The organism is Bradyrhizobium sp. A5 (assembly GCF_042076515.1).
GTDB lineage: Bacteria > Pseudomonadota > Alphaproteobacteria > Rhizobiales > Xanthobacteraceae > Bradyrhizobium > Bradyrhizobium cosmicum.
This window is the reverse complement of sequence record NZ_CP148990.1, coordinates 1,200,965-1,222,568: the sequence shown is the minus strand read 5'-3', so window position 1 is coordinate 1,222,568 and position 21,604 is coordinate 1,200,965. Positions and strand designations below refer to the sequence as shown.

Annotated in this window: 23 protein-coding genes and 1 pseudogene; 10 read left to right on the top strand and 14 right to left on the bottom strand. The window is 63.2% G+C overall.

The window, feature by feature from the left end; genetic code table 11:
* Both fliN and WHZ77_RS05730 read left to right on the top strand, forming a co-directional pair.
* Complete coding sequence (gene fliN, locus WHZ77_RS05735; protein ID WP_375312783.1) at positions 1-351, top strand: flagellar motor switch protein FliN; 351 nt, start codon at positions 1-3, stop codon at positions 349-351.
* A 58-nt stretch (positions 352-409) separates the two neighbouring features.
* Positions 410-1,795 carry a sigma-54 interaction domain-containing protein gene (locus tag WHZ77_RS05730; protein WP_375312782.1) on the top strand — a complete coding sequence of 462 codons (1,386 nt, stop codon included), beginning with the start codon at positions 410-412 and terminating at the stop codon, positions 1,793-1,795.
* 415 nt (positions 1,796-2,210) lie between these two features.
* On the opposite strand, the gene WHZ77_RS05725 is transcribed toward WHZ77_RS05730, so the two are convergent.
* Positions 2,211-3,266 (bottom strand): IS110 family transposase, encoded by a 1,056-nt coding sequence (locus WHZ77_RS05725; protein WP_375309069.1) that lies wholly within the window; start codon positions 3,264-3,266, stop codon positions 2,211-2,213.
* Positions 3,267-3,511: 245 nt separating this feature from the next.
* Between WHZ77_RS05725 and WHZ77_RS05720 the strand changes: the two genes are divergently transcribed.
* Positions 3,512-4,660, top strand: a complete 1,149-nt coding sequence (locus WHZ77_RS05720) for a M20 family metallopeptidase (protein WP_375312781.1) — start codon at positions 3,512-3,514, stop codon at positions 4,658-4,660.
* A 120-nt stretch (positions 4,661-4,780) separates the two neighbouring features.
* Here WHZ77_RS05720 and WHZ77_RS05715 read toward each other — a convergent pair whose 3' ends face one another.
* The 8 genes and pseudogenes from WHZ77_RS05715 to WHZ77_RS05680 all read right to left on the bottom strand — a co-directional run bounded on the left by WHZ77_RS05715 (position 4,781) and on the right by WHZ77_RS05680 (position 11,085).
* Positions 4,781-4,936, bottom strand: coding sequence for a hypothetical protein (locus WHZ77_RS05715; RefSeq protein WP_375312780.1), 156 nt, complete (start codon positions 4,934-4,936; stop codon positions 4,781-4,783).
* An 86-nt stretch (positions 4,937-5,022) separates the two neighbouring features.
* A complete protein-coding gene (locus WHZ77_RS05710) occupies positions 5,023-5,604 on the bottom strand; it encodes a flavin reductase family protein (protein WP_375312779.1) in 582 nt (193 codons plus the stop codon).
* A gap of 31 nt (positions 5,605-5,635) precedes the next feature.
* Positions 5,636-6,274 (bottom strand): annotated as a pseudogene (locus tag WHZ77_RS05705) (ABC transporter ATP-binding protein); the annotation flags it as partial.
* Between the two features lie 221 nt (positions 6,275-6,495).
* A complete protein-coding gene (locus tag WHZ77_RS05700; RefSeq protein WP_014439913.1) occupies positions 6,496-7,302 on the bottom strand; it encodes an ABC transporter permease subunit in 807 nt (268 codons plus the stop codon).
* Positions 7,299-8,456, bottom strand: coding sequence for an FMNH2-dependent alkanesulfonate monooxygenase (gene ssuD / locus WHZ77_RS05695; protein ID WP_375312778.1), 1,158 nt, complete (start codon positions 8,454-8,456; stop codon positions 7,299-7,301). The genes WHZ77_RS05700 and ssuD overlap by 4 nt, the downstream gene beginning before the upstream one ends.
* A 13-nt stretch (positions 8,457-8,469) precedes the next feature.
* Positions 8,470-8,592, bottom strand: coding sequence for a hypothetical protein (locus WHZ77_RS05690; protein WP_375312777.1), 123 nt, complete (start codon positions 8,590-8,592; stop codon positions 8,470-8,472).
* 2 nt (positions 8,593-8,594) lie between these two features.
* The gene (locus WHZ77_RS05685; RefSeq protein WP_375312776.1) at positions 8,595-9,545 is read right to left on the bottom strand and encodes a sulfonate ABC transporter substrate-binding protein; all 951 of its coding nucleotides are present in this window, start codon (positions 9,543-9,545) and stop codon (positions 8,595-8,597) included.
* Positions 9,546-9,915: 370 nt separating this feature from the next.
* Entirely contained in the window at positions 9,916-11,085 is a 1,170-nt protein-coding gene (locus WHZ77_RS05680) for a cytochrome P450 (protein ID WP_375312775.1), read from the bottom strand.
* A gap of 233 nt (positions 11,086-11,318) precedes the next feature.
* On the opposite strand from WHZ77_RS05680, the gene WHZ77_RS05675 reads away from it, so the two are divergent.
* A complete protein-coding gene (locus WHZ77_RS05675; RefSeq protein WP_375312774.1) occupies positions 11,319-11,639 on the top strand; it encodes a hypothetical protein in 321 nt (106 codons plus the stop codon).
* 32 nt (positions 11,640-11,671) lie between these two features.
* Positions 11,672-12,772, top strand: coding sequence for a tetratricopeptide repeat protein (locus WHZ77_RS05670; protein WP_375312773.1), 1,101 nt, complete (start codon positions 11,672-11,674; stop codon positions 12,770-12,772).
* 66 nt (positions 12,773-12,838) lie between these two features.
* On the opposite strand, the gene WHZ77_RS05665 is transcribed toward WHZ77_RS05670, so the two are convergent.
* Both WHZ77_RS05665 and WHZ77_RS05660 read right to left on the bottom strand, forming a co-directional pair.
* Positions 12,839-13,534, bottom strand: coding sequence for a hypothetical protein (locus tag WHZ77_RS05665; RefSeq protein WP_375312772.1), 696 nt, complete (start codon positions 13,532-13,534; stop codon positions 12,839-12,841).
* Positions 13,535-13,795: 261 nt separating this feature from the next.
* Complete coding sequence (locus WHZ77_RS05660) at positions 13,796-15,070, bottom strand: Lpg1974 family pore-forming outer membrane protein (protein ID WP_375312771.1); 1,275 nt, start codon at positions 15,068-15,070, stop codon at positions 13,796-13,798.
* A 540-nt stretch (positions 15,071-15,610) separates the two neighbouring features.
* Between WHZ77_RS05660 and WHZ77_RS05655 the strand changes: the two genes are divergently transcribed.
* Positions 15,611-16,369 (top strand): outer membrane protein, encoded by a 759-nt coding sequence (locus tag WHZ77_RS05655; RefSeq protein ID WP_375312770.1) that lies wholly within the window; start codon positions 15,611-15,613, stop codon positions 16,367-16,369.
* 761 nt (positions 16,370-17,130) lie between these two features.
* On the opposite strand, the gene WHZ77_RS05650 is transcribed toward WHZ77_RS05655, so the two are convergent.
* Together WHZ77_RS05650 and WHZ77_RS05645 are read right to left on the bottom strand one after the other, a co-directional pair.
* Positions 17,131-17,919 (bottom strand): helix-turn-helix transcriptional regulator, encoded by a 789-nt coding sequence (locus tag WHZ77_RS05650; RefSeq protein ID WP_375312769.1) that lies wholly within the window; start codon positions 17,917-17,919, stop codon positions 17,131-17,133.
* 113 nt (positions 17,920-18,032) lie between these two features.
* Positions 18,033-18,392: a DUF2200 domain-containing protein gene (locus WHZ77_RS05645; RefSeq protein WP_375312768.1), complete on the bottom strand. Its 360-nt coding sequence runs from the start codon at positions 18,390-18,392 to the stop codon at positions 18,033-18,035.
* A 213-nt stretch (positions 18,393-18,605) separates the two neighbouring features.
* Here WHZ77_RS05645 and WHZ77_RS05640 point away from each other — a divergent pair, with 213 nt between their 5' ends.
* Entirely contained in the window at positions 18,606-18,836 is a 231-nt protein-coding gene (locus tag WHZ77_RS05640; protein ID WP_375312767.1) for a hypothetical protein, read from the top strand.
* Positions 18,837-18,946: 110 nt separating this feature from the next.
* Complete coding sequence (locus WHZ77_RS05635) at positions 18,947-19,528, top strand: hypothetical protein (protein ID WP_375312766.1); 582 nt, start codon at positions 18,947-18,949, stop codon at positions 19,526-19,528.
* A gap of 54 nt (positions 19,529-19,582) precedes the next feature.
* Here the strand turns inward: WHZ77_RS05635 and WHZ77_RS05630 are convergent, their stop codons facing one another.
* Positions 19,583-20,788, bottom strand: a complete 1,206-nt coding sequence (locus WHZ77_RS05630; RefSeq protein ID WP_375312765.1) for an LLM class flavin-dependent oxidoreductase — start codon at positions 20,786-20,788, stop codon at positions 19,583-19,585.
* A gap of 276 nt (positions 20,789-21,064) precedes the next feature.
* Here WHZ77_RS05630 and napE point away from each other — a divergent pair, with 276 nt between their 5' ends.
* Positions 21,065-21,250, top strand: a complete 186-nt coding sequence (napE, locus tag WHZ77_RS05625) for a periplasmic nitrate reductase, NapE protein (protein ID WP_375312764.1) — start codon at positions 21,065-21,067, stop codon at positions 21,248-21,250.
* Positions 21,251-21,277: 27 nt separating this feature from the next.
* Positions 21,278-21,592 carry a chaperone NapD gene (locus tag WHZ77_RS05620; RefSeq protein WP_375312763.1) on the top strand — a complete coding sequence of 105 codons (315 nt, stop codon included), beginning with the start codon at positions 21,278-21,280 and terminating at the stop codon, positions 21,590-21,592.
* Positions 21,593-21,604: the final 12 nt, after the last annotated feature.

The following is a 21,604-nucleotide window of genomic DNA, read 5'->3' as shown; positions in this document are numbered from 1 at the left end:
ATGAGCGACACCGACGGACAGGTCCCGCTGCCCGATCTCAACGGCCCGCTGCCGCCCACCGGCACCGACGTCGGCTATAGCGAGGACGAATATGCGGCGCGCGCCGCCGCCGACCTCGAGGCCGTGTTCGACGTTCCCGTGCAGGTCTCGGCCGTGCTCGGCCGCTCCAAGATGGACGTCGGCGAGCTCCTGAAGCTCGGGCCCGGCACCGTGCTCGAGCTCGACCGGCGCGTCGGCGAGGCCATCGACATCTACGTCAACAACAAGCTGGTCGCCCGCGGCGAAGTCGTCCTGGTGGAAGACAAGCTCGGCGTGACCATGACCGAAATCATCAAGACCGAACGCAGCTAGCACTTGCGACTGCAAGGAATGACGCGCGGCAGCGCGACCAGACGGACAGGAGACTGACATGCGGCTTCTCATCGTTGGCACATTGAAGGGCCAGCTCACCACCGCCACCAAGATCGCGATGGAGAACGGCGCTACCGTGACCCACGCCGAGGATATCGACCAGGCGATGCGGGTGCTGCGTGGGGGCAAGGGCGCCGACCTGCTGCTGGTCGACGTTGCCCTCGACATCCGCGACCTCGTGATGCGGCTCGAGGCCGAGCACATCCACGCCCCGATCGTCGCCTGCGGCATCACCAACGACGCCCGCGCCGCGGTCGCCGCGATTCATGCCGGCGCCAAGGAATACATCCCGCTGCCGCCGGATCCCGAGCTAATCGCCGCGGTGCTGGCCGCCGTCGCCAACGATTCCCGCGAGCTTGTCTATCGCGACGAGGCGATGGCCAAGGTCATCAAGCTCGCCCAGCAGATCGCAGGCTCCGACGCCTCGGTGATGATCACCGGCGAGTCCGGCACCGGCAAGGAAGTGCTGGCCCGCTACGTCCACACCCGCTCGGCGCGCGCCAAGCGCCCGTTCATCTCGATCAACTGCGCCGCGATCCCCGAGCATCTGCTCGAATCCGAGCTGTTCGGCCACGAGAAGGGCGCCTTCACCGGCGCGATCGCCCGCCGCATCGGCAAGTTCGAGGAGGCGACCGGCGGCACGCTGCTGCTCGACGAAATCTCGGAGATGGACGTCCGCCTGCAATCAAAACTGCTACGCGCCATCCAGGAGCGCGTGATCGATCGCGTCGGTGGCACCAAGCCGGTCCCGGTCGACATCCGTATCATCGCGACCTCGAACCGCAATTTGGTGGACGCTGTGCGCGAAGGCACGTTCCGCGAGGACCTGCTGTTCCGCCTCAACGTCGTGAATCTGAAGATCCCGCCGCTGCGCGAGCGTCCCCTCGACATCCTCGAGCTCGCCCAGCACTTCGTGAAGAAATATGCCGAGGCCAACGGCGTGCCGGTGCGCCCGGTCTCGGCGGAAGCGCGCCGCGTGCTCTCCAGCAACCGCTGGCAGGGCAACGTCCGCGAGCTCGAAAACACCATGCACCGCGCGGTGCTGATGGCGCAGGGCGACGAGATCGGACCCGACGCCATCCTGACGCCGGACGGCGACCGCCTCGACCTCGCCAAGACCGTGCCGGCCGTGGCGCATGCCACGATGGCCGCCGAGCAGGTGACGCGGGCACTTGTGGGGCGCACCGTCGCCGACGTCGAACGCGACCTGATCCTGGAGACGCTGAAGCACTGCCTCGGCAACCGCACCCACGCCGCCAACATTCTGGGCATCTCGATCCGCACCCTGCGCAACAAGCTCAACGAATATTCCGACGGCGGCATCCCGATCACCCCTGCTGGAACGCCGGGTGAGTATCCGAGGATGCCGATGGTGGGGGCGTAGGCAGTATCAACAGACATCGAGAGCGCGAATGCCCGGGTTGAATCTCGGGCATTTTTTGCGGTGAGACAGCGTCTGGCGGCCTCGTAGCCCGCATGAGCGTAGCGACTTGCGGGATTGTCTCGGCGCGGCCGCTCCCGGATATCGCTTCGCTCATCCGGGCTTCTGTAACGGGCCCTGGTTAGTCAATCCCTTTTTGCGCGATCCTGTTGCCGGGCACTTGCTTCTGTACGGGATCGGCGCGAAGGCCGTCGCCTGATGGGGTGCATTTGAGGAGCCGGCCGGCCAATCTACGGAAGCGTGGTTATGACCCACTTCCCGGATGGCGGCCTGACCGGATCCATCGTCCCGGCTAGGGACCTCGCTCAGGGAGAGCCTGATGTCGTGACTCCCCCAGAACCGATTGATGCTTCCTTGTTTAAGTTGCGGCCATGGCGATGACCTTGGCCTTGTTTTTGACCTCGGGGTTGAAGGGTTTGGCATCGGCGAGCATGCGATGCAGGATGACGGCAAGCTTGCGTGCCAGGGCGACCTTGGCCTTGCGCATGCCGGCCCGATTGGCGATCCGCATGGCCCAGCTCTTGAGCGCCGAACAATTCTTCAGCGGCTTGGTCAGCATGACGTGAGCCGCCTGGTAGAGCGCCTCGCGTACGGAGGCGTCGCCGATCTTGCTGATGCGGCCGGTATAGTCGGTTTCTCCTGATTGGTATTTCCTTGGGGTCAGACCAAAGTGTGCGCCAGTGGCCTTCGAGGAACGGAAGCGCTTCGGATCGTCGATCGCCGCAGCATAGGTGAGCGCCACGATCGGACCGACGGAAGGCGTCGTCATCAGGAGCTTGGCGGAGGGCTGCGCTCTGGCGAGCTTCTGGGTGTGCCTGTCCAGGCTCTTGAACTCCTGGAGTAGCACGGCATGGGCCTGGAGGAGCGCCTTGGCGACCAGCTCAAGTCCGGGGTGACCGGCGACGAGTTCCCGGATACGTTCGGCGAAGGTGCGCTCGGTGGTCTTACCGACCTTCAGGCCGAAGCCCCGCAGCACGCCGCGCAGACTGTTCTCGACATCCTGCAGCTTCGACTGCAGCAGCTTGCGGGCCGTCAGAATGGCCCGCGTCTCCTGCGATGCAACGGATTTGCAGTGCACCGGCCGGAACCAGCCCAGCCGCATCAGCTGGGCGATCCCGCGCGCATCGTTGCGGTCTGACTTCACCGGCATTGCCTTGAAGGCATCGCGCACGTGCCGCGTCTCCAAGAGCTCGACCGCAAGTCCTGCATCCCGCATCGCCGCGTACAGCCATTGCGACAACGGACCTGCCTCCAGACCGATCCGCTCGCACGTCAGCCCCAGCGACCCGAACCACCCGATCAGAGCCTCCGGCTCGCTCAAAACCTTCGTCTCGCGCAAAATCTTGCCCGCTCCATCCACCAGGCAAACGCTCGAGCATTCCAAAGACACGTCAATTCCTGCATAGTGGTACACGGTCGTCCCTCATGATGCTTGGAGCGGGCTTGCCCGACTCCGTTAAACACCATCAATTTGAGGGACGACCGCCTTCCATCCAACAGGCCGCTCGCGAGCGCGCTTCCAAATCGCGCCGTAGCGAGCGGGCGGCCGGCCCGTTACCCCATCTACGGAGCCACGCGCAGAGCGGCACTGCTTTGTTCGACTAGGTCGCGACTGCCCGACGCCCTATAACCCCGCGTGAGAACCACGCGAGGATACACATGTCTCAAGCTCAAATCACGGACTGGCTGGCGTCGCAGAAGCAGGCGATGATCGACCTGCTGCGCGACGTCGTGAACATCGATTCCGGGTCGTATGACAAGGAAGGCGTCGATGCGGTCGGTGCGCGGTTCGAGCGGCATTTTGCCGAGCACGAGATTCCGTTCCGGCGCGAGAGCAATGCCACGTTCGGCGACGCGATCCATGCCGACGTTGCAAAGCCCGGCAGCAACGAGAAGCCGGTGCTGTTGATGGGGCATCGCGACACCGTGTTCGGCAAGGGCGAGGCCGGGCGGCGCCCGTTCACGATCAAAGACGGTCGCGCCTACGGACCTGGCGTTGCCGACATGAAGTCCGGCCTCGTCATGAACGTGTTCGTGGCGACGGCGTTTCACAAGTTCGGCGGAAGCCCGCATCCGATCAAGCTGCTGATCACCTCCGACGAGGAGATCGGCTCGCCCTCCTCCCGCCCGGTGATCGAGCGCGAAGGACGCGCCGCCCGTGCCGTGTTCAATTCCGAGCCGGGCCGCCCCACAGGCAACATCGTCACCGGCCGCAAGGGCGGCATCTTCATGCATTTTGCCATCACCGGCAAAGCCGCGCATTCCGGCGCCAATTTCGCCGCGGGCGTCAGCGCGATCGGCGAGCTCGCGCACAAGATCGTCCAGATCCACGCGCTGACCGATCTCGACAAGGGCATCACGCTCAATGTCGGCCTCGTCTCGGGCGGCCAGTCCGTCAACACGACGGCGCCTTATGCGGAAGGGCAGATCGACCTGCGCTATGTCGATCCGGCCGATCGCGCCCGGATCATGGCCGCGATCGAAAAGATCATCGCGACCTCTTACGTGCCGGGCACCAGCGCGACGCTGACGATCAAGGGCGAGTTCGTGCCGGTGGTGCAGAGCGCGGACTCCAAGGCGCTGTTCGAGAGCTATCAGGCCGCCGCCAGGCAGGTCGGCCTCACCACGCTGCAGGGCGAATTCTCCGGCGGCTGCGCCGATTCCGGCTTCACCGCGGCGGTGGGCACACCGACGATCTGCGGCCTCGGCCCGGTCGGCGGGCTCGCGCACACGCCGGAGGAATATCTGGAGATCGACAGCATCGTGCCGCGCGCCCAGGCGCTGGCGCTGGCGATTCTAAAAGGCTGATCTCGTAGGGTGGGCAAAGCGAAGCGTGCCCACCAGTTCTTCTGCGTCAATGGAAAGATGGTGGGCACGGCGCTAACGCGCCTTTGCCCACCCTACGAAACTAATCCACTTTACGAAATCTCACGAATAACTCGGCGCGTCGGGCTTGCGGAAGATGTGGATGGGATCGCCCGGGATGATCGGCTGGCCGCGGAACATCGCATAGGCGAAGAGCGCGAGATAGGCGATCGCCAGCGCGCCGACGGCGTAGAAGGCCCATGTCGCGACGCGCTTCATCGTTCCGCTCCGTTGCCGTCCCGGCGGGAAGGCTCAGGGGGCTTCTAGAGCGATGAGACCGAAAAGGCCAGCCTGCGCAGCGGCGATCAAACGCCGCGTCGAACGCTCGCGGGAACGCTGACGTCCGCAAGCCTGGCTGCGTCCTCGTCCTGGTCGATCGCCACATACCGACCGTGCCAATAGGCCAGCGCGGCGTTGCGGGTCGAATTCCTGACATCCCTGACGCGGCCGATGACGATGCCATGCGAATGACGCTCGACGATCTCCTCGACCTCGCAATCGACGGCGGACAATGCGCCGACCAGCAACGGAACGCCCGAGACCGATGTCACCCACTGGCTGCCTGCAAAGCGATCGGCGCCCTTCAGGCCGCCCTTGCCTGCGAAGCGTTCGGCGACGTCGAGCTGGTCGGCCGCGAGAATGTTGACACCGAAGGCGCCGTAACGCCGGATCAGCGGAAAGGACGAGGCATCGCGGTTGACGCTGACCAGCAGTGTCGGCGGATCGACCGCCAGCGAGGTCACCGAGGTCACCGTCATGCCGGTGATGTCCTTGCCCCGTCCCGCGGTGATGACGCTGACCCCGCCGGTGAGATGGCGCATGGCGCCCCGGAAATCGGCGGGCGAGACGGGAATTTCGGTCATGAGATCGCGAGGCACTACGTTCATGGCATGGTCCCCGAAACGGGGTTCCTTCTATTTAGGTACGATCGTCCGCCGACAAAAGGTGGCTCAGGATCGAGCCTTCGAGACCCGCGAGCTCGGCCGAGCCGCGCTCCCGCGGCCGGGCCAGATTAACCGTGACATCGTGGGCGATACGGCCCTCGTCGATCACCAGCACCCGATCCGCCAGCGCCACCGCCTCGGCGACGTCGTGGGTCACCAGGATCGCGGTAAAGCCCTGGTCGCGCCAGACCCGCTCCAGCAGCCGCTGCATCGAGATCCGGGTCAACGCATCCAGCGCGCCGAGCGGCTCGTCGAAGGCAAGCACGCGCGGACGGGACACCAGCGCGCGGGCGAGCGCGACGCGCTGCTTCTGGCCGCCTGACAGCACCGAGGGCCATTGGTCGCGCTTGTCGGTCAGCCCGACCTCGGCAAGCGCCTTTTCGGCGCGCGCGTGCGCATCGCTGGATGAGCGATCGCGGCCGAGACCGACCTCGACGTTGGAGAGCACCCGCGCCCAGGGCAGCAGCCGCGGCTCCTGGAACATCACTCTGACGTCCTCGGGCTGGACCTTCGCATCGCCGAAGCTGATGCTGCCGGCGTCGCGCTTTTCCAGGCCCGCGATCAGGCGGAGCAGCGTGCTCTTGCCGCAGCCGCTCTTGCCGACGATCGCGACGAACTGGCCGGCGGGAATGTGCAGGTCGATGCCGCGCAGCACCTCGTTGTCGCCGAAGGATTTTCGCAGGCCGCGGATGCTGAGCGGCAGGCCGCTGGTCTGCGCCGGACGCTCTTCCCGCACGACGCGGGCCTGAGGTGCGAAATTGGCGCGGCCGGCGAGCTCGGTTTCAGGGAGGGAGGTACGAAGAGCTGTCTGCATGTGATTCCCGGTATTTCTGCTCAGCGTTTCTGGAAGGCGGGGTGCCAGGAGAGCGTCGCCCGCTCCAGCACGCGGGAGGCGCTGTCGGCGAGCTTGCCGAGCAGGGCGTAGATCAGGATCGAGAGCACGACGACGTCGATCAGCATGAACTCGCGCGCCTGCATCGCCATGTAGCCGAGGCCCGACGACGCCGCGATGGTCTCGGCGACGATCAGGGTCAGCCACATGATGCCGAGCGCGAAGCGAATGCCGACGAAGATCGAGGGCAGCGCACCGGGGAAGATCACCCGGCGGAACAGCTCGCTGTCGGTCATGCCGTAGATGCGGCCCATCTCGATCAGCTGCGGGTCGACGGTGCGGATACCGTGCAGCGTGTTGAGGTAGATCGGGAAGAACACGCCGAGCGCCACCAGGAACAGCTTTGCGCTCTCGTCGATGCCGAACCAGAGGATGACGAGCGGGATCAACGCCAGATGCGGCACATTGCGCACCATCTGCAGCGTCGTGTCGGTGAGCTTTGCCGATAGCTGCGAGAGGCCATTCGCCAGACCGAAGGCGAAGCCGATGCCGCCGCCGATCAGAAAGCCGATCGAGGCGCGCCAGAACGACACCCAGATGTTGCGCACGAGCTCGCCGGAGAGCAGCAGCTTCCAGCCCGCGAGCACGACGTCGCTCGGCGCCGGCAGGACTCGAACCGGCACGAAACCGGTGACGCTCGCGACCTGCCAGATCGCGATGATGGCGAGCGGCACGATCCACTGGATCAGGCCGTCGACGCGCGGCAAACGGAAGCTGCGCGGAAGCGAGACGCTGTCGATCAGGCTCATGACTCGGACACCCTCTGCTGCGGACGGAAATCGCTGCCGACCGTTTCTCCAAAGGGACCGCCGTTGAAGTGAAGCTTGGTCACGTTGCTCGGCTGCTCCAGCGAGAGCAGCGGGAAGACCAGCTCGGCGAAGCGATAGGCTTCCTCCAGATGCGGGTAGCCCGACATGATGAAGGTATCGATGCCGAGATCCTGATACTCCTCGATGCGGGCCGCGACGGTCTCGGCGTCGCCGACCAGCGCCGTGCCGGCGCCGCCGCGCACAAGGCCGACACCGGCCCACAGGTTCGGAGCGATCTCGAGCTTGTCGCGCTTGCCGCCGTGCAGCTGCGCCATGCGCTGCTGGCCGACCGAGTCCATGCGGGCAAAGTTCTTCTGCGCCAGCGCGATGGTGTCGTCGCTGACATGCTTGATCAGCTCGTTCGCGGCACGCCAGGCCGCCTCATTGGTCTCGCGGACGATCACATGCAGCCGGATGCCGAAGGAAAGCTTGCGACCGCGCGCGCTGGCGACCGCCCTCACCTTGGCGATCTTCTCGGCCACCAAAGCCGGCGGCTCGCCCCAGGTGAGATATTTGTCGACGGTATCGACCGCGACGTCGATGCCGGCATCCGACGAGCCGCCGAAATAGAGCGGTGGACGCGGCGACTGCACCGGGGGAAACAGCAGCTTGCCGCCCTCGACGTGGATATGCTTGCCCTCGACATTGACGGCCTTGCCGGCGAGCAGGTCGCTATAGACGTTGAGGAACTCGCGGGTGACCTCGTAACGCTCGTCATGGCCGAGGAAGATGCCGTCGCCCTTGTTCTCGACCGGATCGCCGCCGGTGACCACGTTGACGAGCAGCCGGCCGTCCGTGATGCGATCGAGCGTCGCGGTCATGCGCGCCGCCACGCTCGGCGATTGCAGGCCGGGACGAACGGCGACGAGATAGCGCAGCCGTTCGGTGAACGGCGCGACCGAGGAGGCGACGATCCAGGAATCCTCGCACGACCGTCCGGTCGGCAGCAGCACGCCGAAATAGCCGAGCTGGTCGGCCGCCTGCGCGACCTGACGCAGGTAGTTGAAATTGACCTCGCGGCCGCCGATGCCGGTGCCGAGATAGCGGCCGTCGCCATGCGTCGGCAGGAACCAGAGGAAATTGCTCTTGCTCATGGATGTGCTCCGACTAGCCGTAGGTCGTGCCGACCGCGGCGGCGACGATGCCGATCGACAGCACGATGGCTGCGATCACGCGTTGAACGATGCGCTTCATGGTGAGGCCCTTGTGAATGGGAAGGCTGGTGGGCACGATCAGGCCGCCGGGTTGCGCCAGACGATGTCGCGAACGACGACCGGCTTGGGGATCAGGCCGAGCTTGTGGAAGCGGTCGGCGACGCCCTGCTGGGTCGTGACGATGTCGTCGGTAACAGGGCCTACGACGAAGTTGGCGCGGTCAGCCGCGACGGTCTGGATATCCAGCGGGACGCCGGTAATCGCGGCCAGTGACCTGGCGACCTCACCACGGTGCTGTTCGGCCCACTTGCCGGCCACGGCCGTCACGTCGACGATCTGCTGCAGGATCGCACCGTGGTTCTTCGCGAAATCGCGGTTGGCGATGTAGAAGGAATTGGTCTTGGTGACCTCGCGCGAATTGATCAGGATGCGCCCGCCCTGCTTGGTCTCTCCGATCGCGAAATATGGATCCCAGATCGCCCAGGCCTCGATGCTGCCATTGGCGAAGGCGGGACCCGCATCCGGCGGCGTCAGATAGACCGGGGTGATGTCGGCATAGGTGAGGCCCGCCTTCTCCAGCGTCTGCACCACGATGTTGTGGGCGCTGGACCCCTTGGTGAAACCGATTCGCTTGCCCTTCAAATCGGCGATCGCGCGGATCGGGGAATCCTTCGGCACCAGGATGCCCTGGCCGTTGGTGATGGGCTGGCCGGCGGCATAGACGATCGCGGCGCCCGCAGCCTGGGCGAACACCGGCGGGGAATCACCGACCGAACCGTAATCGACGCTGCCCACGTTCATCGCCTCCATCATCGGAGGCCCCGAGGAGAACTCGACCCATTTCACCTCGATGCCTAAGGGAGCGAAATGTTTTTCCAGGGACGCCTGCTGGCGCGCGATAACCAGCACGCCGGTCTTCTGGTATCCGATACGAATTTCCTTCACGCCCGCCTGCGCGGTCGCGCGCGAGGCGAATGCTGCCGCGATTGCGGATCCAGCGGACAATTTCAGAAAGTTCCGGCGCAGCATTTCAAACTCCAGGCCGCGTGCGGCCGTCATCATTCGTGTTCGGGAATGATGGTGCGGGCCGGCGGAGGTGTCGAGACGCGCGGAAAAATAGCGATGCGGGCACTGCGTCCATGGCGGAGCGCATGATTAATCTTTCAAGCCGCCGCGCGAATGAAGATGGAATTTTTCTGCACGCCGATGTGAAGGCCAGGTGGATTCGGCCGCGGACCCGGGACCGGACCCAAAAGCGCTAAAACAACCCCATGCACAGTAGCCGGAGCGTGCGAAACCAATGGCTTACGAATTATCCGAAATCTGGTTGACGCGTCGGGCAAAACAGGGGCAAGATGGCATCGTGGCTGCGTCCCGGAAGGGCGGGCGCCCAGCCCGACTAATGCAGCCACCTCACCGGCAAATTCTGCAGGCCGCGGAACGCCCAGCCGCCGATCCGCACCGGCTCGTCGTCAGCGAGCTCCAGCTTGTTGGCGCGGGCGAACAATGTCGGCAGCGCGACGTCGGCGATCATGGCGCGCGAGGCGAAGGCGCCGGCGCAGAAATGCGGCCCGGCGCCGAAGGCGACGCTCTTGGAGGTGTCCCGCCGCACATCAAATTCATCGGCGCGCTCGAAATGCTTCTCGTCGCGGTTGGCCGAGCCGAACATCAGGAACACGCGCTCGTCGGTTTCGAACGACACGTCGCGGATGGACCATGGCTTTGCGATCCGCCGCGGCGACATCCCGATCGGCGAAATCCAGCGGGCGTATTCCTCGAACGCCTGCAGCCAGGTGACCTCGCCGCTGCGGACAAGAGCGAGTTGGTCGGGATGGCTCAGCAGCGCCCACACCGTGCCGGCGATCGCCTTGCGCGGCTCGTTCTGGCCGCCGGAGATCGCAAGCTTGACGTTGGCGCGCACGCTTTCCATCGGCATGCCCGACGCGAGCAGAACGCCCAGGATGCTCTGGTCGGGATGCTTGCGCATCACCGGCAGGATGTCGTCGATCGCGGCGTCGATGCCCGATGTCGCGGCATGACAGCGCGCCTCGACCGCGGGATCGCCGGTATAGTTGGCGATGCCCTCGATCATGCCCTGCGACCACGCATCCATGTCCTGGTATCGGATGTTGGTGAGACCGGTGATCGACTTCAGGCACTCGCCCGAGAACGACAGCGCGAAGTCGCGCATGAAGTCGATCCGGCTGCCGGGCTCGATCGCGTCGATGATCCGGTCGGCATGGGCCTGGAACAGCGTGGTCCAGTGCGCCCTCACCGTCTTCGGCGACACCGTCGGGAACATCGCGCGGCGCTCGGCCTGATGCGCCTCGCCGTCCTTGCGCATCATGTTGTGGCCCATCAGCCGGTTCATCAGGCCCGCCGGCTGGTGCGAGGAGAACACGTCGATCTGCTTCTCGGAGATCGAGATGTCGTCGCGGCGCGTCAGCAACGTCGAACCAAGCTGCGGCACGAAGGCGATCGGCGCCTCCTTGCGCAGCTTCGCAAGCATCGGATAGGGATCGGCCCAAAATGTGGCCGGGTCGATGTCGATGCGCGGCGCCGTGCTCAAGGCGGCCTCCCCTGGATTCTTGTGTCCTTCAGGGCAGATTAGCGGAATCCGGTGGCGGCGTCTGTCCCTCGCGATTGGGACAGACGGGGTCAGGGCGCGCCTTAACAAGTCGGATGCTCGCCGCAAAGGAAAGGCTAACCACGTTGCAACGAGCGCGTGCGCGAGAGCATGGGAAGCGAAATCAACCAGTGATAGTATCCGCTTTGCTAGACTAACCGCCAAAGGGAATGACCGTGAATGGAAAGACCAAGCCTCGTTTTCGGCTTCTGCCTGTTGCCGTCTGGATCGCTCTCGTTGGTGCTCTCTTCGTTTGGTTTATGTTCATGAACGCACCAACCGGTAGTTCGCCGTCGTGGGTTTTTAGCTTGATTGTATCCTGGTTGCCGTTCGTGGCGCTGGTGGGCGTCTGGCTTTGGTACTCGCGTTCAAGTCGACGTTCATCGTCCGGGACGAGTTGGGTCGATCTCTACGAGCAGCAGGTCGCCGAAAGCAGGCGCACCAATGCATTGCTGGAGAGGATCGCAGCGGCGCTCGAAAAGCCGTCTCCGGGTTAGGTTTCACAGCGACTATCGCGGAGACAAGGGGTATGCGCTCAGGGATTTCCGCGCAGGTCTGGCTGGTGGCCGTGGCATTCGCAGCAACCGCTGCCGTCAGCGAGGCGGCGACCGTCGACGATCGACAGGCGTGCTTGAAAGGATCGAAGGAAGCCGCTGCCGCGACCATCGCCGCATGTACGCGCGCGATCGAAAGCGGGGACTACAGGGATCAAGACCTGTCCAGCTTGTATCATACGCGCGGCTATTCCTGGTCGCGGACAAGCGTCGCCGATCGCGTCGACCGAGGATTCAAAGACTACACCGAGGCGATCCGGATCGACCCGAAGGCTGTCAGCTCACTCCTCAACCGGGCGCACATCTACAACCAACGGCACGACTACGACCGGGCCATAGCCGACACCAACCAGGCATTCGAAGGCGGCCTCTCGGATTACGGCAAGCAGGTCGGATACGGCGAGCGCGGCTATGCATATCAAGCCAAGGGTGACAACGACCGCGCCATCACCGATTATACGAACAGTATCGAGCTCGATGCGAACAACATTGTCGCCCTCACCGCCCGAGGCAACGTCTACTTCGCCAAAGGCGATCCTGACCGCGCCATCGCCGACTACGATCAGGTGATCGCACTCGATCCGAAATATGCGGTCACCTATTACAACCGCGCCCTCGCCTACAAGGCAAAGGGGGATATCGATCGCCTCATCGCCGACTGCAGTCAGGCGATCGCGCTCTATCCGCAATACAGAGACGCCTACTTCAACCGCGGCTACGCCTATCAAGCCAAAGGTGACTTCGACCGCGCCATCGCCGACTACGATCGGATGATCGCACTCGATCCGAACGATGGGGACGCCTACAGCAATCGCGCCACTGCGTACTTGTCCAAGGGCGATTTCCGCCGCTACATCGCGGACTTCGGTCAGCGGCAGGCGTTATCTTGGCTCGCTGCCATTACCATTCTTGCGGCGGTGATCTGGTTCTGTTGCCGGACAGGCGCGCATGCGCGCGGGCGGTTGTCCGGGCGGAGAATGATTGAGATTTTCGAGCAAGAGCTGGTCGAAATACGGCACAGGAACGCCGCCTTGGAGCGGATCGCCGCGGCCGTAGAGAAACATCCGTCGGGTTAGCTTGGACTCGCGGACGTTTGGCCGCGCCGAACTGTACGAGCTACTGGAAGACCGCCAGAGCCACGATCATCGCACCAAAACACCGGTTATGCGTCGTGTGAACCGACGGATTCCGGCGCGAAGATCCCTCGCCCTGAACGCCAGAGCTATAGCCCATTCCGGCGTTCCCAGATGACGAAGTGCCTCCACACTGCCCTGATCCCTACTCTGCCGCATATTCTGGTCTGTATAGTTTGGGCTTCCGTCACGGCACCAATCAAGCCTCCAGGAGATCTCTTCTTTCAAGGCGTCAACGCCCGACAGACGCTGAGCAAAATCGAACTCTCTTCTAGCGCAGATCCGTTCGATCCGGGGGCGGACGGATTCATAATAGCGGATACCCCGGCTCTCAAGCCTTGCATGGGTCGCCTCGTGCACGATGGCGGATGCGATCCATTCGACCGTCGTGGTTTCAGAATCGACGACACGCACGTCCAGCAGGCAGGCGTTCAATGAATGCTCATAGCAACCTGCTCCGTGCGGAACCAACTGCACCCAGATTCGAGAAAGGCTGTTCTTGACACGCTGGTAGTGAATTGGAGCGAACCGTTCGATCAGCCGCAGCGCGGCTTCGACGCGTTCCAGTGCTCGCTCGGGATCATCCGATAGAAAACATCCGATCCAAAGGCCGTCGACGACGCGGCTTTTCGACAGCCATAGCTCAATTCTATCAATGAGCGGAGGTCTTCTCACTGAGGAGTCGCGAGACTTGGTGTCCGGCATCTCTTCCGACCAAGTTGGCATGTCTCCAAACGTATACGGGAACTCTACTTAGGCAGGTTTAAGTATTTAATTCGAACGTTATCGATCGTTTTGACATGTCCGCTTCGGATGGACTTAGTCCGACGTCCGTTTGGCTCCCCGCGTCGACCGAGGCTGCTATCGATTCAGGCAGCTCAGCGAGCCTCCGACGCCGGGGGGCATTCTTGATTGCTCGATGTCGTCAGCAAGTCCCTCGCCTTTCCGGGCGCTATACGCTCAGCCTCAATAGAAGGCCCAGCTCGCGGTCACATACGGGCCGTGGTTGGTGAAATTGCTCTGCAGGTGCTGCTGCGTCGCGAGGTAAATGCCGATGGGCGGAAGCGTCAGGCTGGTCGGGACCTGGGTCAGTCCATATGAATTGACCGCATCGAAATAGACCGCGGCCTTATAGCCGGCCTCGACCTTGAACAATCCGTAAGCTGTCGGTGCGAAGGTATAGGCGCTGGCCAATTTGCCGTCGATGCTGGGAACAACCCGCGTCGCATTGGGAGAGCTTATGGACTGGCTGGAAAGTCCGAACGCCGGAGACAGCGTGGTGAAATCCATCCCACTCTGCGCAGAGCCGATCAGGACAGCGCCGGCCATCTCGCCGATGAACTGGAAGTCGCCGATGCCGAACTGACCCTTGATACCGACACGGGGCCCGGCGCCGGTGAACAGGGAATTGACGGTGTAGCCCGAAGAGGCCGCGCCACCCGGGCTTGCGAACAGGCCCGACAGGTTCTGGCTGATCCGCGCGGCCGATACGCCGCCGAAGGCCCGCATCTGGAACGAGCACTCGGCGCAGAAGGTGTATCCGGCGTCCAGGTTGACGACGTCAAAGGCGGTTTTCACCGAGCCACTGCCATTCTTGTAGAGGGCCGATTCCGGCCCGATCAGATAGGGTGGTCCCACCATTTCCGTCGGCGAAGCAAAGAACGAATCCGTCGCGGTGTTGCGCAGGTGCGTCCAGTTCAGCTGGATATCTTTCGACTCGTCGCCGATGTAGCGGGCGCCAAAGCTGAATGATGGCGTGAAGTTCGGCTTGAGCGACTGATTTCGCCAGTGCGGTGTCACCACCGGCAGAGGATTGGTCAGCGTGCCATATTCGAGATTGCCGGCACCGGGCTGCAGGAACGAAGCCGTTCCGCTGACTTCGAAGCGGGGCGCACTCGCTCGTCGCGGGCCGACATAGCCGAGATCGGCGGCCATGCTGTCTTGGCCTGCCGATCGCGGCAGCGGGACGAGCGCGGTACCGGTGCGCGACTCCACCGGCCGAGGTTGAAGCCTTGCCGTCTTGGCCGTTTCGCCGAACGTTTCCTTGGACGTTTCCTTGGACGTTTCCTTGGACGTTTCCTTGGACGTTTCGAGGCGGTTGAGCCGCGCGCGCAAGGTGGCATTCTCCCTCTCCAACGCATCGAGACGTTCGGAGATCTTGTCGGCGAGCGCAGGACGCGGCACTGCCGCGACACTCAGTCCAACACACGCAAGCAACGCGAGCTTTGTGACACTCTTCATGGTCTGCGCTCCCCCGACAAAACATCGAGGCACGGACTCACAGCTCATCGTCGCGGCAGCCTCGCGCGGAGGCTCCGACAAAACGACCGAATCGGTGACGGTCCTGCCTGATGCGAATGCTAGTCGCATTCATCAAAACAAGGTGACCTATGTTGAACGTCTGCAGCGAATGTCGGGAGGTGTGCTTTTGCGGATGCGTCGCGGCTCGCGTGAGGCAAATTCATCAGGGCCAAGCCCGTCATTTTACGGGCATCTCAGTCGGCAGACGCTTCGACTCGAATTTGCGCCGGTTCTCATTCCTCCGCCCCGACGGCGCCGCGAGCGGATATCGCACTGCGGAGAAAAGGCCTGCCGGTGAGCGACGTCTGCAAATTCTAAAACGGCCGGCCTGTTTGCCTGCTGCTTCTGTCCGCTCTTCCGAGCGGGTAGCCTGCATTCGGTGCGGCACTGTAGCGATTGGGTGACAAGATTTGGAGCGGCGAAGCGTAAGCTGTTCGCGAAAATTGATTCTGTCGCAAGAACTCGACTCAGGGATTCATCATGAAGACATTGCTGCTCGGTACCGTCGGCGCGCTCGCAATGGTCACGTCGGCTTCTGCCGCAGACATGGCACCCCGTCCCTACACCAAGGCGCCCACGATCAGCACGATGTACGACTGGAGCGGCTTCTATATCGGCGCCAACGGCGGATGGGGATCGAGCCACAAGTGCTGGGATTTCAGCAATGCGGCCGGCGCCTTCAATGTTTCCGAGGGATGCCACGATGCAACCGGCGGCACGGCCGGCGGCCAGGTCGGGTATCGCTTTCAGAGCTCCAGCATCGTGTTCGGTCTCGAAGCCCAGGGCAACTGGGCCAACTTCCGCGGCAGCAACCAGAGCATTCCGTTCCCGGCCGTCGTCAACGCCACGCAAGTCGACGCGTTCGGAATGTTCACCGGTCAGATCGGCTATGCCTGGAACAACACGCTGCTCTATCTGAAGGGCGGCGCCGCTCTGACCTCCGATCGCTATCGCGGCTATCTGACTGCCAACGGCGCCCAGATCAGCGACACCGTCAACGACACCCGCTGGGGTGGCGTGATCGGACTCGGCCTCGAATACGGCTTCGCGCCGAACTGGTCCGCCGCGATCGAATACGATCACATGTTCATGCAGGACAGGTTCATCACCTTCACCAACAACGGCACGCTCGCACCGGCAGGGACAGCCTACGCCAGCGACCGCATTCATCAGGACGTCGACCTCGTCACCGTCCGGGTCAATTATCGCTGGGGCGGCGCGGTCGTCGCCAAGTATTGATAGGACGGCGCGGCGGTTGTTTCTGACCGAGGGGGACGCCGAACTCGCCTGCGAGTATGTCGTACGACAGGGTGGCAATGTCGTGCCTGGTGACTTGGCCTGGCAACTTCTTGGCGGGCCGATGCGTCTTGCGTTGGGCCAAAGTCGCCGTTGCAGACAAACGTCCATCCTTTCTTCACGAGGTGTTGAGTTGTTGTCGCTAAGTGTTTGGGACGGCGGCGGCTGCGGTGATCGACTGAACACTGCAAGTCCTGCGCTCCAACAGAGGTACAACATGTCAAATAAGACGGGACGGCGGCTCGCTGGTGTGACGTTGACGGCTTTGTCGACGCTGATGCTGATTTCGCTCGGGTCCGGCTCTGCCGAGGCCGCCGTTTACTGCACGACGGCGGGCGTGCCGGACGGTTGCGTGGCACGGCCGGCAGCAGCGGCAGGAGCACCGGGTCGCGTCGGCGTCGCCGGCGTTGGTGCAGGCGCACCAGGTGCCGGCGTCCGCGCAGGCACGCCCATGAACCGCGGTGGTCCGGTCAACCGTGCAGGCCGACACTAGCGCGGGATGTCGTTGACCTCTCCCGCTTGCGGGGGAGGTCGCGGTGCGCTCGAAGATCAAGAGGCAGTAGCCGGTCCAATAATTTCGCCCAAAGGTCCGGGTATCTTTGCGGCTGCTGGATCGATGCAGGCTCAAAGGGCGACGATCCCAGCGGGCGGCCGCGTGTCCGCTTTGCGCCCGGAAGCCGCGATCGCGGACCTGAGATTCCCCCTTAGTTCGGGCGGCCAGGCGTCGTGAGCAGGCCCAGCACGATCGAAAACAATTCATTCTGCGACGAGATGCAGAGCCGCTCATAGGCGCGCTTGCGGTAGGTGAGCGTCGAATGCAGGCTGATGCCGAGCGCCTGCGAGATCGCCTCGGAGCTGAGGCCGAGCAGGATGCGGCGGCAGACATCCTGCTCGCGCGGCGTCAGCGCGCAGAGTGGTGCGCGCGTCGCAAACAATGCCGCCAGAGACTGCTCAGGCGTCTCTGTCGCGCCTTGCTGAAAATGCCTCGCGACGCTGGCAGCGATCGCCGGTGCAATGGCCCGAAGCCGCGCACGCTGAGCGTCGCCAAAGCGGCCCTGGGCTGCGATGCGATAGAAGTTGACGTAGTAGCAGGTATCGTCAGCCCAGATCGCGGCCGCGCATTTGTCGACGATGCCGGAATCCTTGAAGAATATCTTTCGATAGCCTGCCCCGTACATGCGTGGCGCGAAGGCCGGCAGCATGATTGGCACGCTGGCATGCTCCTCAAACATCGCATCGCGATTGGGGTCGGCTTCGTGGAAATGGCCGGCATAGGCGGCGCCGAGATCCGCGCCGGTCGAGATGTTGCCGGCATCGAGCAGGCAATGCGCGGCGCCGGCACGGCTCAATGCGAACACCATGCAATGGCCAACCCCGGCCTGACGGCGCAGCGTGTCGATCAGCACTTTGGGAAAATCGGAGCGTCCGATAGCGAGCACCGCGGGCGTGACGTCGCCATCCGCCGGATTTGCGGGCACAGATCGAGACCGCATCGCTTTCTCCCTATCGCCTTTTGCTGAAAGTTATCAGCAATGGCGGCTGCGCGGAAGACGGAGGTCGTCAGCATGGCCAGCAACGCCGCATAGCGAGTGGAGTGGGCTTCGGCTCAAGAGTCGGCTTTTCGCAAAATCTTGTCCATTGCCTTTCCCTTGGCCAGCTCGTCGATCAGCTTGTCCAGGTAGCGGATCTCCCGCATCGTCGGTTCTTCGATATCCTCGACACGGACGCCGCAAACGACGCCTTTGATCAGGGTTCGCAAGGGATTGATACGCGGGGCCGTCGCAAAGAAGGTTTCGAAGTCCGTCTGCTTCTTCAGTTGAGCTTCCAGCTCCTTCTGACCATAGCCTGTCAGCCACGAGATGATCTGATCGACCTCTGCTTTCGTCCGCCCCTTCTTCTCCGCCTTCGCAATGTAAAGCGGGTACACGCTTGCGAAGCTCATCGTATAGATCCGGTGTTTTGCCATTGCCAACTCCAGGTGGCCGACAGAGACCTGCCATCGCTGCAATCTGCCTGCAGACGTTCGGAGTGGAAAGACCCGGTGGAAGGACTATGCGGCAGCAAATGCACGCCAAACGTCAATCACGGCGCCCGTGACGTACGTCACTGAAGATTCGAAGCAGTTGCCGCACTCTGCATCCATGGCAGCAACCCGCCGGCCAAAACAGGAACTCTTCACATGAAAACCGCTCGCTTTGCACTCTTCGCTGCCCTCGTTGGGCTTGGCTCCCTGCTCGGATCCGCGCACTATTCGCCCGCTGCAGCCGGCTTCGGCTCGCAATACGGGTGGATGGGAAACAGGCCGTACATGGACTGCCTGAAATACGTGGGGGCCTTCGGGGCCGACTACCCGAACCGCAACAAGAACATCGAGACTTGCAAGCGCAACTACCTTCCTGGCGGCCGCTGAGGTGAGTGTTTCACCGGTTTGTTGCCCGCGTCCACTGCTGGGTGCGTAAAACCGCACCCAGCACCCGCACTGGATTGAACTCGAGCGTCCTCGAAAACAAAGGAGCAGTTATGCTCAAGGCAGAGCCCACGCTTGAAACTCTGGCAACGCAGATCCAGCGGCAGGACCGATTGCTGAAGGCCACGAGATGGAGCGTTCTAGGGGCTACCATCATGGCGGCCACGGCGATCCTTGCATCACAATGGCACCCGACCGTTAATGCCAGCGTCCTCAAAGCCAAAACCCTGTCGGTGGAAACCATAGCCCTGCGCAACGACACCGGCAAAATTATCGCCCTGATCTCGTCCACGTCCGACGGAACGCCGCATATCTCGTTGTTCGACAGTCGCGAGAAGGTGCGTCTCAGTATCGGGCTTCGCCAGGATGGCGCACCTTCTATATCGCTGCTGGATACGGAGCAAGGCTCCCGCGCAGTGCTATCTCTGAACGATCATCAGGATGCGTCCTTGACGATGTTCAATGCTACAAAGCTTCCCCGTGCCACGCTCGCTGTCGACGCCGCCAGTTCAGGTCACATGGTTCTCTACGGGAGCGGTGGTGGTCTCAACCTTTCCGCTTTCGATGGGCGGGTGCAGTGGAATCCGGTGGGCGGAGCCGTTCAGAATGTCCAGACCACTAAGGAGGCCAATTAGTTCCAGCCATAGCTCGGCTCCGGGTCATTTCCCATCTTGCCGGAGGACGACTTGCTACCCCGCCGCCGCCCTCGCCGGCGCGACATTGATGGCGAGCTTGCCGTAGCGGTCCGAAAAAGCCTGCGTGTCGATCTCCTCCAACTTGATCTCGCCGCTCATCACGCCCTGCTTCCAGGCCGCCTGCGCCGGGTCGTTCTGGAATTCCGGCATCACCTCGCGGCCGAACAGCTCGAGCGATTCGCAGATGTGCTCATGGCTGTTCTTGCCCGCTTGATTCAGCAGGATGACCTGGTCGATGTGCGAAGACTGAAAGCGCTTGAGCTTCTTGCGGATCGTCTCGGGCGAGCCGATCAGGCCGCCGCGCAAGGCTGCCTCCTGCGCCTCGGGATTGTCGTGCTTCCACTTGTTGTACTCGTCCCACATGTTGACGGTGTAGGGCGCCGGACGCTGGCGGTTCTGCGAGGCGCCGTAGAAGCGCAGCGCGAACTGGAAGAAGGTGGCGCCGTCGGCGCGCGCGCGCGCCTCCTCGTCGGTCTTCGCGCACATGAAGAACGAGACCAGCGCCATGTTCGGGTTGATCTCGTAGTCGGCGAGCTTGGTGAGCCGCTTGGTCATGGCGTTGTAATAGGCGTGCACCCAGGCATGCGCGGCATCGGCGCTGACGAACTGGAAACCGAGTGCGCCAAACCCATGACGCCCTGCGCGTTCGATGGTCGGCAGTTGTGAGCACGCCATCCACAGCGGCGGATGCGGCTTCTGCACCGGCTTGGGCACCACATTACGCAGGGGGATGTCGAAATACTTGCCGTGATGCTCGCTTCCCGCGTCCTTGAACATTGGGAAGATCGCGGCGACGGCCTCCTCGAACACTTCCTTCTTGGTCTCCATGTCGCGGCCGAACGGCGTGAGCTCGGTGATGGACGCGCTCTCGCCCATGCCGAATTCGCAGCGGCCGTTGGAGAGCAGGTCGAGCACCGCGACGCGCTCGGCGACGCGCGCCGGATGGTTGGTGGTAAGCTGGAGGATGCCGTGGCCGAGCCTGATGTTCTTGGTGCGCTGGCTCGCGGCCGCCAGGAAGGATTCCGGCGATGGGGAGTGCGAATATTCCTCGAGGAAATGATGCTCGACGACCCAAGCGTGGTCGTAGCCAAGCTTGTCGGCGATTTCCATCTGCGAGAGGGCGTTCTGGTAGAGCGCGAGCTCGTCGCCGGCCACCCAGGGCCTTGGCAATTGCAGCTCGTAGAAGATGCCGAACTTCATGACGCTTCTCCCAGTTTTCTTGCCCGCTTATTGTTGTTAATCGCATCTTAATGCGTGAGGCGGTGCTGTCTACGAAATCACAATTCCGCCGCGCGGGAGATCGATTCCTCGCGCATACGTGGCAGTCCGGCACGGCCCGATAGCCGCGCTGCGACATTCCGGCGACCCGGCTTATTGATCCAAATCAACGCCTTGTTAGCTCGAACGAATCTAGAGTTCGGCAAGGCAACGGCCCGGATGCCGTCCCGATTCCCATACCATTCAAAGAGACCGAATATGTCGGCCCCTGACGACGCGTCTACGCGCGTGCGCCGTAAGCGCATGGAGATTTTCGCTTTTCTGTTCCTGACCGCGGTCGTGATGCCCGTCCTCGCGGTCGGAACGGTCGGCTCATACGGTCTCGGCGTCTGGATCTACCAGATGTTTGCCGGCCCTCCCGGCCCGCCGCCCTCCCCGCATTGATCATTCGAACAGCGAAAGACAGGCATCATGGCTCAAGCCAAACTCAACCGCCGCGCATTGATCACCGGCCGGGTGCTCAGCGCCGAGCGCGTCATCTCACCGCCCGGCTGCGAGATCGCGAGCATCATCGTGCAGGCCCGCCCCGAGCGCCTCGCCGAGCTGGAAGCCGCGATCACCGCGCTTGCCGGCTGCGAGATTCACGGCCGCGATCCGCGCGGAAAACTCATCGTCGTGACCGAGGCGCCTGATTCCGGCAGCCTCGGCACCCTGCTCAACACCATCCAGTCGCTGCCCGACGTCTATTCCGCGGCGCTGGTTTTCCACGCCATCGAAACCGCCTGAGCAAGGAAGAGC

What these genes read in the sequence shown, in the direction of transcription:
- fliN (WP_375312783.1), top strand. Translation starts at nt 1, where the DNA reads ATGAGCGACACCGACGGACAGGTCCCGCTGCCCGATCTCAACGGCCCG.
- WHZ77_RS05730 (WP_375312782.1), top strand. Translation starts at nt 410, where the DNA reads ATGCGGCTTCTCATCGTTGGCACATTGAAGGGCCAGCTCACCACCGCC.
- WHZ77_RS05720 (WP_375312781.1), top strand. Translation starts at nt 3,512, where the DNA reads ATGTCTCAAGCTCAAATCACGGACTGGCTGGCGTCGCAGAAGCAGGCG.
- WHZ77_RS05715 (WP_375312780.1), bottom strand. Translation starts at nt 4,936, where the DNA reads ATGAAGCGCGTCGCGACATGGGCCTTCTACGCCGTCGGCGCGCTGGCG.
- WHZ77_RS05710 (WP_375312779.1), bottom strand. Translation starts at nt 5,604, where the DNA reads ATGAACGTAGTGCCTCGCGATCTCATGACCGAAATTCCCGTCTCGCCC.
- WHZ77_RS05700 (WP_014439913.1), bottom strand. Translation starts at nt 7,302, where the DNA reads ATGAGCCTGATCGACAGCGTCTCGCTTCCGCGCAGCTTCCGTTTGCCG.
- ssuD (WP_375312778.1), bottom strand. Translation starts at nt 8,456, where the DNA reads ATGAGCAAGAGCAATTTCCTCTGGTTCCTGCCGACGCATGGCGACGGC.
- WHZ77_RS05685 (WP_375312776.1), bottom strand. Translation starts at nt 9,545, where the DNA reads ATGCTGCGCCGGAACTTTCTGAAATTGTCCGCTGGATCCGCAATCGCG.
- WHZ77_RS05670 (WP_375312773.1), top strand. Translation starts at nt 11,672, where the DNA reads ATGCGCTCAGGGATTTCCGCGCAGGTCTGGCTGGTGGCCGTGGCATTC.
- WHZ77_RS05665 (WP_375312772.1), bottom strand. Translation starts at nt 13,534, where the DNA reads ATGCCGGACACCAAGTCTCGCGACTCCTCAGTGAGAAGACCTCCGCTC.
- WHZ77_RS05660 (WP_375312771.1), bottom strand. Translation starts at nt 15,070, where the DNA reads ATGAAGAGTGTCACAAAGCTCGCGTTGCTTGCGTGTGTTGGACTGAGT.
- WHZ77_RS05655 (WP_375312770.1), top strand. Translation starts at nt 15,611, where the DNA reads ATGAAGACATTGCTGCTCGGTACCGTCGGCGCGCTCGCAATGGTCACG.
- WHZ77_RS05650 (WP_375312769.1), bottom strand. Translation starts at nt 17,919, where the DNA reads ATGCGGTCTCGATCTGTGCCCGCAAATCCGGCGGATGGCGACGTCACG.
- WHZ77_RS05645 (WP_375312768.1), bottom strand. Translation starts at nt 18,392, where the DNA reads ATGGCAAAACACCGGATCTATACGATGAGCTTCGCAAGCGTGTACCCG.
- WHZ77_RS05640 (WP_375312767.1), top strand. Translation starts at nt 18,606, where the DNA reads ATGAAAACCGCTCGCTTTGCACTCTTCGCTGCCCTCGTTGGGCTTGGC.
- WHZ77_RS05635 (WP_375312766.1), top strand. Translation starts at nt 18,947, where the DNA reads ATGCTCAAGGCAGAGCCCACGCTTGAAACTCTGGCAACGCAGATCCAG.
- WHZ77_RS05630 (WP_375312765.1), bottom strand. Translation starts at nt 20,788, where the DNA reads ATGAAGTTCGGCATCTTCTACGAGCTGCAATTGCCAAGGCCCTGGGTG.
- napE (WP_375312764.1), top strand. Translation starts at nt 21,065, where the DNA reads ATGTCGGCCCCTGACGACGCGTCTACGCGCGTGCGCCGTAAGCGCATG.
- WHZ77_RS05620 (WP_375312763.1), top strand. Translation starts at nt 21,278, where the DNA reads ATGGCTCAAGCCAAACTCAACCGCCGCGCATTGATCACCGGCCGGGTG.